The 13,238-nt window shown below is 42.9% G+C and carries 16 protein-coding genes and 1 riboswitch; of the genes, 6 read left to right on the forward strand and 10 right to left on the reverse strand.

Going from position 1 to position 13,238, the window contains the following annotated elements:
- Positions 1-35 precede the first annotated feature (35 nt).
- Positions 36-1,964 (reverse strand): fructose-1,6-bisphosphatase, encoded by a 1,929-nt coding sequence (gene fbp / locus ACXAEY_RS15900; RefSeq protein ID WP_474813268.1) that lies wholly within the window; start codon positions 1,962-1,964, stop codon positions 36-38.
- A 224-nt stretch (positions 1,965-2,188) separates the two neighbouring features.
- On the opposite strand from fbp, the gene ACXAEY_RS15905 reads away from it, so the two are divergent.
- Both ACXAEY_RS15905 and ACXAEY_RS15910 read left to right on the forward strand, forming a co-directional pair.
- Positions 2,189-3,043: a dimethylarginine dimethylaminohydrolase family protein gene (locus ACXAEY_RS15905; RefSeq protein ID WP_474813270.1), complete on the forward strand. Its 855-nt coding sequence runs from the start codon at positions 2,189-2,191 to the stop codon at positions 3,041-3,043.
- A gap of 26 nt (positions 3,044-3,069) precedes the next feature.
- Positions 3,070-3,804: a YqcI/YcgG family protein gene (locus ACXAEY_RS15910; protein ID WP_474813271.1), complete on the forward strand. Its 735-nt coding sequence runs from the start codon at positions 3,070-3,072 to the stop codon at positions 3,802-3,804.
- Between the two features lie 216 nt (positions 3,805-4,020).
- Here ACXAEY_RS15910 and ACXAEY_RS15915 read toward each other — a convergent pair whose 3' ends face one another.
- Positions 4,021-4,509, reverse strand: a complete 489-nt coding sequence (locus ACXAEY_RS15915; protein ID WP_474813273.1) for a cupin domain-containing protein — start codon at positions 4,507-4,509, stop codon at positions 4,021-4,023.
- A 235-nt stretch (positions 4,510-4,744) separates the two neighbouring features.
- On the opposite strand from ACXAEY_RS15915, the gene ACXAEY_RS15920 reads away from it, so the two are divergent.
- Positions 4,745-5,800: an AbrB family transcriptional regulator gene (locus ACXAEY_RS15920; RefSeq protein WP_474813276.1), complete on the forward strand. Its 1,056-nt coding sequence runs from the start codon at positions 4,745-4,747 to the stop codon at positions 5,798-5,800.
- Positions 5,801-5,873: 73 nt separating this feature from the next.
- On the opposite strand, the gene ACXAEY_RS15925 is transcribed toward ACXAEY_RS15920, so the two are convergent.
- From ACXAEY_RS15925 to ACXAEY_RS15935, 3 genes are read right to left on the reverse strand one after another with little or no spacing between them, the layout of a single operon-like run.
- On the reverse strand, positions 5,874-6,257 hold the full coding sequence (locus ACXAEY_RS15925) for a PepSY domain-containing protein (RefSeq protein WP_474813278.1): 384 nt from the start codon (positions 6,255-6,257) through the stop codon (positions 5,874-5,876).
- A 24-nt stretch (positions 6,258-6,281) separates the two neighbouring features.
- On the reverse strand, positions 6,282-6,482 hold the full coding sequence (locus ACXAEY_RS15930) for a hypothetical protein (protein ID WP_474813280.1): 201 nt from the start codon (positions 6,480-6,482) through the stop codon (positions 6,282-6,284).
- A gap of 40 nt (positions 6,483-6,522) precedes the next feature.
- On the reverse strand, positions 6,523-7,500 hold the full coding sequence (locus tag ACXAEY_RS15935; protein ID WP_474813282.1) for a tetratricopeptide repeat protein: 978 nt from the start codon (positions 7,498-7,500) through the stop codon (positions 6,523-6,525).
- 407 nt (positions 7,501-7,907) lie between these two features.
- Here ACXAEY_RS15935 and ACXAEY_RS15940 point away from each other — a divergent pair, with 407 nt between their 5' ends.
- Both ACXAEY_RS15940 and ACXAEY_RS15945 read left to right on the forward strand, forming a co-directional pair.
- On the forward strand, positions 7,908-8,153 hold the full coding sequence (locus ACXAEY_RS15940) for a hypothetical protein (RefSeq protein WP_474813284.1): 246 nt from the start codon (positions 7,908-7,910) through the stop codon (positions 8,151-8,153).
- Complete coding sequence (locus ACXAEY_RS15945; RefSeq protein ID WP_474813286.1) at positions 8,135-8,374, forward strand: hypothetical protein; 240 nt, start codon at positions 8,135-8,137, stop codon at positions 8,372-8,374. Before ACXAEY_RS15940 ends, ACXAEY_RS15945 begins: the two co-directional genes overlap by 19 nt.
- Before the next feature lie 132 nt (positions 8,375-8,506).
- Here ACXAEY_RS15945 and ACXAEY_RS15950 read toward each other — a convergent pair whose 3' ends face one another.
- The 5 genes from ACXAEY_RS15950 to ACXAEY_RS15970 form a co-directional block, all read right to left on the reverse strand.
- Complete coding sequence (locus tag ACXAEY_RS15950; protein WP_474813288.1) at positions 8,507-9,271, reverse strand: Ltp family lipoprotein; 765 nt, start codon at positions 9,269-9,271, stop codon at positions 8,507-8,509.
- A 120-nt stretch (positions 9,272-9,391) separates the two neighbouring features.
- Positions 9,392-9,940 (reverse strand): GNAT family N-acetyltransferase, encoded by a 549-nt coding sequence (locus tag ACXAEY_RS15955; RefSeq protein ID WP_474813290.1) that lies wholly within the window; start codon positions 9,938-9,940, stop codon positions 9,392-9,394.
- A gap of 107 nt (positions 9,941-10,047) precedes the next feature.
- Positions 10,048-10,323, reverse strand: a complete 276-nt coding sequence (locus ACXAEY_RS15960; RefSeq protein WP_474813292.1) for a CD3324 family protein — start codon at positions 10,321-10,323, stop codon at positions 10,048-10,050.
- Between the two features lie 217 nt (positions 10,324-10,540).
- The gene (locus ACXAEY_RS15965) at positions 10,541-10,873 is read right to left on the reverse strand and encodes a hypothetical protein (RefSeq protein ID WP_474813294.1); all 333 of its coding nucleotides are present in this window, start codon (positions 10,871-10,873) and stop codon (positions 10,541-10,543) included.
- Between the two features lie 143 nt (positions 10,874-11,016).
- Positions 11,017-11,700 carry a VOC family protein gene (locus tag ACXAEY_RS15970; RefSeq protein ID WP_474813297.1) on the reverse strand — a complete coding sequence of 228 codons (684 nt, stop codon included), beginning with the start codon at positions 11,698-11,700 and terminating at the stop codon, positions 11,017-11,019.
- A 255-nt stretch (positions 11,701-11,955) separates the two neighbouring features.
- On the opposite strand from ACXAEY_RS15970, the gene ACXAEY_RS15975 reads away from it, so the two are divergent.
- On the forward strand, positions 11,956-12,789 hold the full coding sequence (locus ACXAEY_RS15975) for a YitT family protein (protein ID WP_270181057.1): 834 nt from the start codon (positions 11,956-11,958) through the stop codon (positions 12,787-12,789).
- 267 nt (positions 12,790-13,056) lie between these two features.
- A riboswitch (purine riboswitch) is annotated at positions 13,057-13,159 on the forward strand.
- The last annotated feature ends 79 nt before the right edge of the window (positions 13,160-13,238 follow it).

Consider the following 13,238-nt stretch of genomic DNA (forward strand, 5'->3'; position numbering starts at 1 on the left):
AAAAAAGACCCGCAGACGTAATCTGCGGGGTATTTTCAATCGATGTAGCGGTATTCCATCAAGCTGTTTAGAATTTGAAGCTCCTGCAGCAACGCTTCTCCAACGTTCGTTTCGAGAACCTTCTTCCGCTCAAGCTCTTTATCGACTAGTCTCCTAACGGATAGAACATCCGCCCCATTTAAGAGGACTTCTTCTTTTGAATTAAAATGCTTATGAGCGACGAGCTGCATGCCGAAGGAGTTATAAAGTAACGTGTATCCAGCGATCCCGGTTGTCGATTGATACGCTTTCGAGAAGCCTCCGTCGATCACGACCATCTTCCCGTTCGCCTTCACCGGATTTTCCCCTTCGATTTCTTTTACCGGCGTATGGCCGTTAATGATATGGCCTTGATCAGGATTAAGATCGAATTCAGCGAGAAGCTTTCGGCACGTTTCTTCTTCTTCTCGTAAATAGTAGTAAGGGTTTTTCTTCTCTTTATGAGATTTTTTATCTTGAATAAAGTAACGCTCGAACGTCGTCATCTCACGTTTTCCAAAGAGTGACGAATACTCGCCTGTCCATAAATACCACACCATGTCTGTTGCGAGGTCATCCGTTTTCTCAGGGTGCGCGTATGCTTCACGAAGATATCGTTCAAATACATCGAGCAAGTCACGCCCTGCGTACGATTCCCCTTCGATCACCATGCTCTCCATGTTTCCTTCTTCATCAAGCGGAATGCAGCCGTGGATCAGAAGGTTGCCGTTGTATTTTAAATAAAGGCTTCCCTTCTTCATAAGAAACTTCATGTGTCGCGCGAGCTTTTCAGAATGCTGAACAGAAAACAAGAGCTTGTCCATTACTTCTTGTTCTTCCTCTAAAAGTTTCTCAGGCTGTTCAGGGTCGATCGTATTAAAACACGTATTTTCAAGGTCGTACGTTTTCCCGTGAATCGTGATCGTACTGTTCTCATGATCGATCTTCTCAAGCAAGAGGCGCTCTGACATATTGAAGTTCGGTCGTCTCTTGATGATTGGGCTTTCGAGCTTAAATTGAATCATTGCGATCGCCTGGTGAATCTTCGTGATTTGCAGCAGCTCATCTTCTGATGTTGTATCGTCTTTGTCGATTTTCGGTCTAAATACCGGGTTGTCACCATAGTACTTCTCCGCAAGGTTCAAGAGCGGACGAAGGTTGATGCCGTACGCGTCCTCGATGATCTCGAGATTGTTGTAACGCGCACAAATTCGGATGATGTTCGCGAGACAAACCTTCGACCCAGCAAATGCCCCTACCCAGAGGACGTCGTGATTTCCCCACTGAATGTCGACGGAATGGTAGTTGATGAGCGTCTCCATGATCTTATCTGGCTCCGGTCCACGGTCATAGATATCGCCAACGACATGAAGGTGATCGACGACAAGTCTTTGGGTCGTGTAAGATAGCCCGATAATGAGCTTGTCCGCCTGACCGAGCGAGATCACCTGTTGAAGAATCTTCTGGTAATACGGTTCCTTATTCGCATCGTCCGATTTATAAAGTAATTCTTCAATCACGTACACGAACTGTGCGGGCAGCGCTTTTCGCAGCTTCGAACGCGTATATTTTGAAGAAGCATAGGAAATCAGCTTGAACATTCTCTGAATCGTATCGTTATACCACTCGTTCAGCTCTTTATCGTTATCGAACGAATTCTTGATGAGTTTAATTTTTTCTTCTGGATAATAAACGAGGGTAGCGAATTCATTTAATTCTTCCTCAGATAGTTCCTCTTTAAAAAGGTCGGAGATTTTCTCCTTCACTTTTCCCGATCCGTTTCGTAACACATGTTGAAAGGCTTGGTACTCCCCATGTAAATCACTCACAAAGTGCTCTGTCCCCTTCGGCAGGTTTAAAATCGCCTTCAGGTTGATGATTTCTGTTACGACTTTTTCTTCACTATCATACTTCTGAGCTAGCAGATCTAAGTATTTCGTGTTCACGATGATGTAACCCCTTTCAAAATCAGTTACGAATGATGTAAGTCCTCTCTCTATTATAAGAGAAAACGTTTTTGAAATTAAACCCTCTTTGCAACAAAAGGGAATCCAACATTCTCCATCATCAAAAATCTCCTAATTTATCGTTCTAGTGAATTCCATTCGATAGGTTTTACAGATATTTACTAGGGGAATAGGGGACTAAATGTGCGATGGAGGTTTATGAGATGAAAACAATAACAGCCAACAAAAGCGTGCGATGCGCTACAGAATACGATGCACTAAACCATGTGCTTGTTGTGAAGCCTTCATTTATGAAGATCACTGAAATCATAAATGAAACGCAGAAACACTATGAAAAAAGCAACATCAACGTGCCGCTCGCACTAAAGCAGCATGAGAACTTCGTCTCGACCTTAAAAGAAAACGGCGTGAACGTAAGCGAACTTCCGACCGACCCTCACCTTCCTGAACAAGTGTTCACGAGAGACATCGGGTTCACGATCAACGATGAACTGTTCGTCGGAACGATGAATGAGCGAGTACGCCGCTCTGAAACAAACATTTTGAAAACATGGCTCAGCGATCGAGGAATCGGTTTTCAAGAAGGACTACCAGGATCAATCGAAGGCGGCGATGTCGTTGTCGATGGTTCGACGGTCTGGATTGGTGTAAGCGGGCGTACGACGAAGGGTGCGATCGATGAGTTACAGCGAAGACTGCCAACGTATCAAATCGAAGCGATTCAACTGACGGAAGACATCCTTCACCTTGATTGTGTCTTTAATATCGTTTCAAAAGATACTGCGCTCGTGTACCGTGAAGCTTTTACAAAAGAAGGATTGAAGAAAATCTCCGCTCGCTTCCCATCACTCATCGAAGTGACAAAAGAGGAGCAGTTCGAGATGGGGCCAAACGTGCTCTCGATCGGAAACGATCATATCGTGAGCCTTCCTCAAAACGAGCGATTGAATGCGATTCTTCGTTCAAAAGGCTTTCACGTCATCACCGTCGATTTTTCAGAAATCATCAAATCAGGCGGTTCATTTCGCTGTTGTACCTTACCGCTTGTCCGTCGTTAATTATACAGCCCAAAGGAGACCGAACGATGTTAAAAACAAAAAGCCCTCATTTACTTACGAAAGAAGACATGGAGAATGGCGAGAACCTGCCTGACTGGCTGATCAACGAATACCAGACGTTCAAAGAAGTGGTGACCGACCCTACCTTCCCATGCTTTTTTGGCAGAACTGGACAGAAAAAAGGAGAGCTAAGATACGCGTATATCGAACATGATCACTGGGCGAACCTGCCTGAAGCGGTCGAAAGCTTCCTCAGCCTGTTCGAGGAACCTACGAAAGTGCGGCACGGCTTATTTATTTTCGTTGAGCCAGAAAGCAGTGAAAAGTCGATCGAGTATTATCGCTCGTATTTCTGGGACATTCTCCAGTATTTACATAGTCAGGACCGCTTCCCATGGCCAAGTGACGCACCGAAAGATCCCGATCACTACTTGTGGGATTTCCACTTCGCCGGACAGCCGATCTTCACTTTTGGAAATGCCCCTGCATATAAGCAGCGAAAAACGAGGAATCTTGGGAACAGCTTGATACTCGGCTTCCAACCACGTGCCATTTTCCAGGGTCTAGAAGGGACCGAGAAAGGCGGCATCATGTCCCGGGAAAAGGTACGCGCTCGCGTTGAGGCTTGGGATCAGTTGCCGAAGCACCCTGATATCAGTCATTTTGGTGACCCTGACCATAACGAGTGGAAGCAATCGTTCATTGGGGACGACATCGAACCGATTGAAGGAAAGTGTCCGTTTCATCATAAAGAGAGTTAATTCAAAGAAAACTTGGAAGCTTCATTCCAAGTTTTTTCTTTTATCTTCGTTACGTTAACGTATCAAATGTCAAAGTTCTCACATAATCGCTAGAATCGCTAAATCCTGTGATAATGTATGAACCAAGGAGTCCCCCCAAACTCCTTCCCCCCTTAAATTATGATATAAAATGGTCCCCCTATACGATGTATAGGGGGATCCGTGTGTTACATCCTTTTACCCGTGGTCGTGCCCATACCCCTCTTCCATTTCGATCGCTTCGGCTTTTGTTCGATGAACCGTACCGAACGGATGGTTTGGAGGTGCGTAGATCGAATAAAGCTTGAGCGCATCTTTTCCTGTATTGATCACATTGTGCCACGTGCCTGCTGGAATGACGATCGCAAAGTCATCGTAAACAGGTACTTCAAACGGCAGCTGATGTTTATTCATTCCCATTCGAACAAGTCCCTGCCCCTGTTCCACTCGCAGAAACTGGTCTACATCCGGGTGCATTTCTAGTCCGATATCTTCCCCTACTCCAATACTCATCAACGTAATTTGAAAATGATCTCCCGTCCATAGTGCTGTACGGAACGTGTTATTTTTTAACGTTGCTTCATTGATATCCACCACAAACGGCTTCGGTCCATAATCTTGAATCTTTACCCTTCCAATTCCTTTTGAAGCTCGATCTTCGCTGAACGAACCTGAATCATAGGACATCCAACTCATTCCCTTCACAGTTTCTAAAACTATGCTATTCAGGGACAAAGGGACAGGTACCTCGTCCCACCAATCATCAACATGAGCGGTTACTCCTTATGAAGAGGGACACGGGACCTGTCCCCATGTCCCAGCAGAAGCCCTCACCCATGAATTTTATACATGTGCTGTGCTAAACTGTTTGAAATAAGCTTCATGTTTTGAAAGAACTCTCATTCATTGAAGGTGCTCCTATATGATAAAACTTTTATTATTGATGATTGCGTTTGGCGTAGGATACTTGTTCGACTTGATGAGCATTCCAGCGGGGTGGTTACTCGGTGCGATGCTTGTCGGCGTGTACTACCGTCTCATGATCGATGAGATCTCCTACCCGAACCTTCTATTCGACCTATCACTCGCAGTAATCGGCGTTAGTATTGGCATAAGTATAAAGGTATCCATGTTTACAGAGGTCGCAAGCTATCTGTTCCCGCTAGCCGTTTCGCTCGTCATCCTTCTTGTTGCGAGCTGGGTTCTAGGAAAAGTGCTCGGGCGATGTTCGAACCTCGATGCGAAGACAGCTCTCTTCTGCTGTCTCCCTGCAGGGGCTTCCGTCATGATGGCACTCAGTCGAGAGTACAAAGCAAACATGGGGATGGTCGCAGCCTTTCAAACAGTGCGAATCATGATGCTCGTTGCGACGATTCCGATCGTCGCTGGGTTTATGACTCCATATTTGAAAACGAAGGAAGTGGAATCGAGCGGGTTAAGTAAAGCTGTAGAAGGGGCGGCACCCATGTGGCTCGCTATGCTCTTTTATCTCCTTCTCATAGTGGTGACGCTCGTACTGGCAAAGAAATGGCGAATTCCGATCGCGCCTTTTCTCTACGCGATCGTTCTCTCCTTCATCTTTCATTCGTTCGTCCAGCCGCTCCCTTCGATGCCGAACCTAGGTGTAGGACTTGGGATGGCGATGCTTGGTGTGATCATCGGCGTTCGGTTCGACCGTAAGTCTCTTTCCGATATCAAACAGATCGGATGGACAAGTCTCTGGATCCTCGTATCCTTTTTCTTTCTTACGTTCGTCGTGACGTTCGTGTTCTATCTCATGACACCGCTCGACTTCATCACGAGCCTGCTCGCGATCGTACCAGCAGGTGCACCGCAGATGGCGTCCGTAGCCGCATCGCTCGACCTCGACGGAAGCGTCGTCGCTGCTATGCAGGTTATTCGACTGCTGATTCTTATTCTATTTATTCCAATGCTTGTTCCGTTTCTTGTGAGGCGGGAAGTGACCAGCGGGACGTAGGGACAGGTACCTTGTCCCATCAATCATTAAAAATCCCACCCTCGGCTTGAGGGTGGGATTTTTTAATTGATACTTATTTAATTCTACGATCTTCCCCGTGAAAATCGATTATGTTTGCCTCCAGCACCTCTCCACTCAGCTGATCAATGTACACTTCTACATAGTTGTTATCAGCAAACTCGATGACGACCGCGACTCTTTCGGATTCCATATTAATAACTTCGATTTGATCCTTCTTCAACTTCCCATCACGATAAGGAGATACCGTTTTTTTCGCTAATGTGATCGCCTCTTCATTAGATAAGTGAGAAGCAGACCACCCAATCTGAAACACACCAACGATCAAGATCGCTAGAACAAGCAAGGATATCACTTTCTTATTAAACAGCTGTTTTCTTAATGTGATGATGAACAACACTCCTAAAACACCAACAATCACACATAAGATATTAATCATGATAGACACGTTAAAAGACAACCATTATTTTTTACACTCAAACGAGTAACTATTCGTAAATTCATTATGAATCTCTAAGCTCACTTCCCCATCGATCTCATAGCACCTAGACGTTAGCAAACTGATCTCTTTACTATTAAAATAGTTTGACGTTAAGATAAGAAACGAAATGGACAGGGCGACTAAACCTGCTAAACTAACTCCTATTATGTATGTACGGTTCACGCTATCAATCCTTTTTAACATTTTCGTTATTTGATCTTCTTTACGATCGACTCTCCAGCTCTTCTAACCACTTTTCTAATGAAGCTCTACTACTTGAATCAGTCAGTGCTAATCCGCGTTTTCCATATTCGATCGCTAAATCAGTATCACCCATGTTAGAAGCATATTCAGAGAGTATTTTCCAATCACTGTATGAAGAAGGTACATAATTCATCCTCTTCAGTCCAACCGAAATAGCAGCTTCCCAATTCTGTTCATCAGTATAGATCGTCTCGAGGGTCGAATAGATGAACGGCGCTTCAAAGTAGTATGGACCTTTCGTTTCCTCAAACTCGAGTAACTCTTTCTTGAGCAGATTACGATCATATCCTTCAGCTAATTTCGCTGGTGTTTCTTCATAAATCTCTTCATTTCGAATTAGCCACTTATGAGTATCAGAAAGTCGTTGCTTAGTAATTTCAGTGAGCTTTTTCTCAAACGATCCTTGCTCCTCAGCAATAAGTTTAGAAACGACTTGCTCACCGTGGTCTTCTAATAGTTTCTCCACGATAAATTGCGCCATCACATACCGCTCGCTGGCACCTGGACCTTTCATGTCCATTTCTGCAACAGGCACAACATCCCAGCTCCCAATCGCTTCATAAAATGGAAGCGGAGCAAACCTGTGCGCGAAAGCTTCGGATACTCCTTCATGAAACCAGTCTGGTAGATCCGTAATCGCCATCTCTTGTCCTAAGCTGTTCATCAAATAGTAGTGAGCATATTCATGCGAAAGTGCGTGTACCCTTTCCTCTTTTGATAATTCCCCGTTAATGAGGATAATGTTGCTATGTGGAAGATAAAGCCCATTACGGTGCAGTAATATAGGATGAGGGAGCTTGCCCTGTTTTGTGAGTATGACTTCTAACTGAGGCAGATCGTTCTCGCCAAACCAGGCAGCACCTAACTCCTGAAACCCTTCGATTTCCTCAGCTAGCTCATTCGCTACTTCTTTTTGCTCACTGTCATACGTTAGCACCATGTTACCTTCTTCAAATGAAGGATCTTTAAAATGGTACAACTGTAATACAGCGTTTGATGTAACGTTGCCTAAGTATCCATTAATCGGTGTGAACTCTATTATTCCTCAAATAACAAAAAATGTGACTGTCACGATAAGGATTTGAACGAAAATCTTTTTCATTTTCTTTCTTTTCAAAACTACCAATCTCCCAGCGCCATCGACAACGTATTTTATTCCAATTATTTCAAACACTTCAAGACATTGCAAGGGACATCAGGGACAGGTACCTCGTCCCACCAACCGTTTACTCCCTAGTATCACTATAGGGACACGGTTCCTGTCCCCTTGTCCCTTTTGTCACGAACGCGTATCATAGAAACTAGCATCTACCGGAAAATTCCATCAAGAAATGAGGGTATGTAATGAGAGAATATCCACTAGAAACTATGGTTGAGATGGTGCTTGAACACTTCGAAATCAATACGATAGAAAACGAACACTTTCGAATGAACACACTCAGGTACATGATTGAAGAAGGGCTTTTCGAAGACCTTCCGCACCTCGCAAAAGAAATCAAACGTCAGCGTGCCGAGATACTTATTGAACCAATGCGTTCTATTGATCCTGAAGCAGCCAAGCAAGTAGAACTATGGCTGCAATTCGTGTAACTCTTTTTACGGAAGAGGTGATCTGCTTGTATTCGAACGCCCTCAGCATGACGGACTTCCTAGCATACATAATAGTCCTAGGTCTTATCTTCACGATTCACATCTATAAAGAAAAAGTAAAAGAAAATAGAGAGCGAATTGCAAGACTTGAAGAAGAGAATTCGAAATTAAGAGAAGCAGTCAGCTTTTACCATGATAAGGTTAGTCGAGAGTTTGATTGATAGTGATAAAAGCGAAAACAAAAACAGGAGCCAAAATAGGCTCCTGTTTTAATTCTTTCTTAAAGGACAGAGAGACTGCTATATAGAAAACTTCTTTTCACCTCTAAAAGAACCTACTTTAATTGAACTGTATTAAAGTCCTATCTCATTAACTGCATGAGTTGCCTGTTCTTGAGTAAACCCTTCAAACAATAATTGGTCGATTAATCCGCTTCTAGAGAATGACGTGTAATCAAGATAGTCTTTCGCTTTCTGGACGGCTTGGGCGTTCCAATCCACTTCAATACTATCAACAGCAAACGATGCATCTCCTTGACTGTACCCTTCAAATACTAATTGTTCAATAAGTCCCTTTTTGCTAAACGCCGTATAATTTAAATAGCTCTCAGCATGCGAGATCGCGTTTTGTTGTGCCAAAGTAGGCTTACTTTTCTTTGCCTCTGCTTCTTTCTTTGCCTCTGCTTCCGCTTTCTTTTTTGCTTCCTCTTCCTCTGCTTTCTTCGCTTTCTCTTCAGCAGCTTTAGCAGCAGCAGCTTCTTCCTCTGCTTTCTTCGCTTCCTCCTCAGCAGCTTTAGCAGCAGCGGCTTCTTCCTCTGCTTTCTTCGCTTCCTCCTCAGCAGCTTTAGCAGCAGCGGCTTCTTCCTCCGCTTTCTTCGCTTCCTCTTCAGCAGCTTTTTCCTTTTCTGCATCTACTTCTTTCGCTGGCTCTGTTGTTGAGGTCATTGTTGTTTCTCCATTATCTAGAACGGTTACACTAAAGATTAAAAGGATGACGAATGCTAGTAAAGTAAGCCCATTTCTCTTTCCTTTTCCGTTTCGCTTCACCAGTCCAATAATTGTCATAATACCTACGATAAGTATTCCTAGCATACTAATGGCAAAAATAAATAAAGTCATTGTAAAACAACTCCATTTCGTTTTATTACTAGTAAATTCCACATAATGGATGATTAGACCTTTTTAACATAAAAATAACCGTAACACTTGTTACGGTTAAAGAACACAGATCTAGTCATTTCACTTCAACTCTTCAAATTCCCGCTTCAATATCCCCATCAGCACAGAATCATGATACTCGCCGTCATAAAACAACTCTTCTCTAACCCTGCCTTCTTCTTGAAATCCTAACTTTTTGTATGATTTTATCGCTCGTTCATTATAAGAAAATACATCTAACCCGATTCGATTTAAATTCAAGATTTCAAATCCATATGTTAAAAGCAGCAACATTGCCTCAGTACCATAGCCCTGCCCCCAATACTTCTTATCGAATATGGAAATTCGAACGACGGCTTTTTTATTATGATGATCGATGTCCATCATCGCTACGTCACCAATGATTTGGTCAGTTTCCTGTAAACAGATGACTAGGTCGATCCTCGATTGATCCATCACAATTCGATCGTACCAACTTTGCACACCCTGACGACTGAACACAACCTGTGTACCTGTAAGCTTTCTGCCTTCAGGATCCCAAAGCGCTTTGGCGTAGAATGTGTCTAAATCTTCCTGCTCGATCGGTCTTAAATAGACGCGATCAGCTTCAAGAAATTTAATGTTCTCCATAACCGTTCCTCCTCATCATGACCTTGGTTCCATTTTAGAGGCAAGGATGAAGAAAATGATATGACGAGTTTTTTTTAGAAAGAAACTACCTAAAAAAGATTACCCAATCAGGTAATCTTTTTCTTAGAATAGATGATCTTCTTTATCGTTTCTACGGAAAGATGATACTTCTCCGCAATACTTTCTACTGAATTTCCGTCCAAGTACTCTTCTTTTATCGAACGATTTCGCTTCGATAGTTCACTACGAATACCAGTCGAAGCTCCCCACTTTTCTCGATTGCGTTGAGGTTTTGGTATATAAAGTGTTTCGCCTTGTATGTATTTTTGAATTTCTTTTAACAACTCATTAGGTAACGCTTTTTCTGCATTTACATATTTCATTCTTGCCAGCCCCTTATTTTTATTCCGATAACTAATAAGGGCAAAGCCTAATGAATGAAGTCGATGGCGATGTTTAGTAGTATGACCTCATGCAAAGAATCGCCATTTCATAGGCTTTGCATGAGTTTCTCTCGTTATCTCGTATTGAGCATCTCGTTTCATCTGGTCCACCTCCGCCTTTTCTTGTTTTCGTTTTCATCATCTCAAACTATTCTGTCTAATTCAATTTAATAAGGTCTACATAACCAGAGGTAGAGATCATGTTAATTTTATTCCCATTCTTATAATAAACGACCGAAGCACCCAGCCTCTCTTCCTCTTTCCATCCCTTTGCCTTCAAAACGAATTTGTATCCAAGTGGAATGCCATTCTCCTCAGAAGCCTTCGACCACTCGTACCTTTCGTGATCTTCACCTTGCTGAATAAGAACTGCCCGTTTTGGAACTGGGAAATCAGATAGTTCATCTGAAGGTGTGAAGGAGGAAAATACGATGGTAGGTGCAATAAAAAGTATGGAAAGAACGAGTGTCGCAATTGCGATTTTCTTCATATCAGCTACCTCTTATCTCATTAGATTGCTTTCTTATCGATATCCTTTTAGTAAAAACAGTCTAAAATAAATCTTCTCACCCTTATTCGTAGTCTTACTTACATTAGCTAATAACGAGCGAAATCCTCTTCCTATGTTCCTTTTTACTCAGAACGCAGTCCTATCACTACCTCCTTGCTGTCTTTCACTTCAATTTCAACATGATTACTTAGTTTAATAGAGAGAGGATGAACAGCAGATCGTTTGTTGGAAAATATCCATCTCCTGCCTGGTTTAGTTAATAAAAGAAAGCTCTCTTTTGAACGATCCCCCATAAAATTAAGCGCACGCTCACTTAGTTCATCGTTATCACGCTCTCTAATGCCTAATTCAATCAATTCTTGGCCAGTCTTAATAGGGTCATCCACTGTAAGACTTATTTCACTCAGATTTATTATGCTATGTTGTGAAAATGGTGCTACATCATACTTGATAACTGACTGTCTTGCGATAAATTCAACAATGTTTCCAGCAGGATCATAAAAGTAAAGCGATTTCGCTGGCAAATGGGTAAAGTGCGCTTCATCTTTTCCATCTTCATGATTTAATTCAACTTTGCTTTTAACCCATGCCTTCGCTTCCCTGAACTTGTTTGAAGGAATATTAAATGCAAAATGATAGAAAGGTTCTCCTTCTACGCCTGACGTGAATATAAAATGACTAGAACCAACTGCTAGTTTAAAATATTCGTTTTTATCCTCTATTAAAGACAACCCGAGAATTTCGGAATAAAAACGTCTCATCTTTTCAAGTTCCTTCGTTCTTAACATTACCTCACTGATTTCCAATGCCAAGCCCCCCATGTCTTTTTATCGATCATAAAGCCTTTACCATTCTTACACCACACCCAAAAGAATGAGACGATCTGCGACTATCGACTGAGTTTTTCTATATAGCCGTTGCAACCTCTACCATTCTATCGGGACACAGAACCTGTCCCTACGTCCCTCTCCTATGATATATTATCCTACGTACTAGATTTGAACGGGGGCACAGGGACAGGGAACCTGTCCCCACGTCCCCCCTCGAACGGAGTTGATACTATGAATCATACAGGAAAAGAAATAACGCTGATCATCATCGGTTCACTGTTCTTTGCGCTTGGTGTAAACTGGTTCGCGATCCCAAACGAACTAGGTGAAGGTGGCGTAACGGGGATCTCGATGGCACTCTATTACGTGCTCGGATGGTCACCAGGTCTTACAAACTTTATTATGAACGGTGTGCTCCTTGCGATCGGATATAAAGTGCTCAACAAACGCGTCACATGGTATACGATGCTCGCGATCTTCTTCACATCTCTATTCATCCATCTAACAGAAGACATGGGTAACCCAGTCGACATCATGCTTGGTACAGTGTTTGCCGGTGTTTTCATCGGGATTGGACTCGGACTCGTTCTTCGTTCAGGTGGAACGACAGGAGGATCGACGATCGTTGCGCGCATGCTGAACCAGCACTTCGGCTGGAGTGTCAGCACGTCGATGTTTGTATTCGATATCTTAGTCGTGATGGGATCATCCTTCATCATCGGAATCGAGAATACGATGTACACAGGGATCTCGATCTATATCAGTACGAAGATACTCGATTACTTGATCGATGGTTTCGATACGAGAAAAGCCGTTACGATCATCTCGCATAACACCGCTGCGATCGCTGAAACCGTGAGCGCGGAGATGGATCGCGGTGTGACGATCATCAATGCACGCGGTCACTACTCGAATGAATCGAAAGACATCTTGTACGTTGTCATCAACAAACAGGAGCTGTTCCTGTTGAAGAAGATGATTCAACAAGCAGATGACAAAGCGTTTGTCGTCGTACACGACGTGCGTGATGTGTTCGGAGAAGGTTTCACCTTCCCAAAAACGTAACGCTCTTCACTAAGGCTCCTCATCAAGAGGAGCTTTTTTCTTTTTATCACAGCTAAAAACTTAAAAAGTAAATTGTTCCAGCCCACTCCCTTTTCGCTTTAATCTATGAAAACGTTCTATCTATTATCCCCTCGCACTTCCCTGATCCTCACCTCGCACAATAGGTCATATTTTGTCGAACGCTTACATATCTCCACTGAATTTTTCTAACATTGTTACTATTAGACTAGGTATTGCTACCCCCTTTTGCATCTGCTAGATTGTTAAAATAACTTCACATCATTTCTCTATATAGTTTTGGAAATACGGTCCGATAAGTTTCTACCCTGCAACCATGAATTGCAGGACTATAGGGAAGGTAAGCTGATTCGTTGTACACAACGCCTAAGCCTTATTCATTCTTCCTGAACCCGGACTTTCCATAAGTGCGGCTTTTTTTATAGATCTGT

This window comes from Anaerobacillus sp. ABA4_114 (assembly GCF_056159065.1).

Bases quoted from the DNA above. Each gene is read 5' to 3' on its own strand.
- ACXAEY_RS15905 (WP_474813270.1), top strand. From the start codon at position 2,189: ATGAAAACAATAACAGCCAACAAAAGCGTGCGATGCGCTACAGAATAC.
- ACXAEY_RS15910 (WP_474813271.1), top strand. From the start codon at position 3,070: ATGTTAAAAACAAAAAGCCCTCATTTACTTACGAAAGAAGACATGGAG.
- ACXAEY_RS15915 (WP_474813273.1), bottom strand. From the start codon at position 4,509: ATGTCCTATGATTCAGGTTCGTTCAGCGAAGATCGAGCTTCAAAAGGA.
- ACXAEY_RS15920 (WP_474813276.1), top strand. From the start codon at position 4,745: ATGATAAAACTTTTATTATTGATGATTGCGTTTGGCGTAGGATACTTG.
- ACXAEY_RS15925 (WP_474813278.1), bottom strand. From the start codon at position 6,257: ATGATTAATATCTTATGTGTGATTGTTGGTGTTTTAGGAGTGTTGTTC.
- ACXAEY_RS15940 (WP_474813284.1), top strand. From the start codon at position 7,908: ATGAGAGAATATCCACTAGAAACTATGGTTGAGATGGTGCTTGAACAC.
- ACXAEY_RS15945 (WP_474813286.1), top strand. From the start codon at position 8,135: ATGGCTGCAATTCGTGTAACTCTTTTTACGGAAGAGGTGATCTGCTTG.
- ACXAEY_RS15950 (WP_474813288.1), bottom strand. From the start codon at position 9,271: ATGACTTTATTTATTTTTGCCATTAGTATGCTAGGAATACTTATCGTA.
- ACXAEY_RS15955 (WP_474813290.1), bottom strand. From the start codon at position 9,940: ATGGAGAACATTAAATTTCTTGAAGCTGATCGCGTCTATTTAAGACCG.
- ACXAEY_RS15960 (WP_474813292.1), bottom strand. From the start codon at position 10,323: ATGAAATATGTAAATGCAGAAAAAGCGTTACCTAATGAGTTGTTAAAA.
- ACXAEY_RS15965 (WP_474813294.1), bottom strand. From the start codon at position 10,873: ATGAAGAAAATCGCAATTGCGACACTCGTTCTTTCCATACTTTTTATT.
- ACXAEY_RS15975 (WP_270181057.1), top strand. From the start codon at position 11,956: ATGAATCATACAGGAAAAGAAATAACGCTGATCATCATCGGTTCACTG.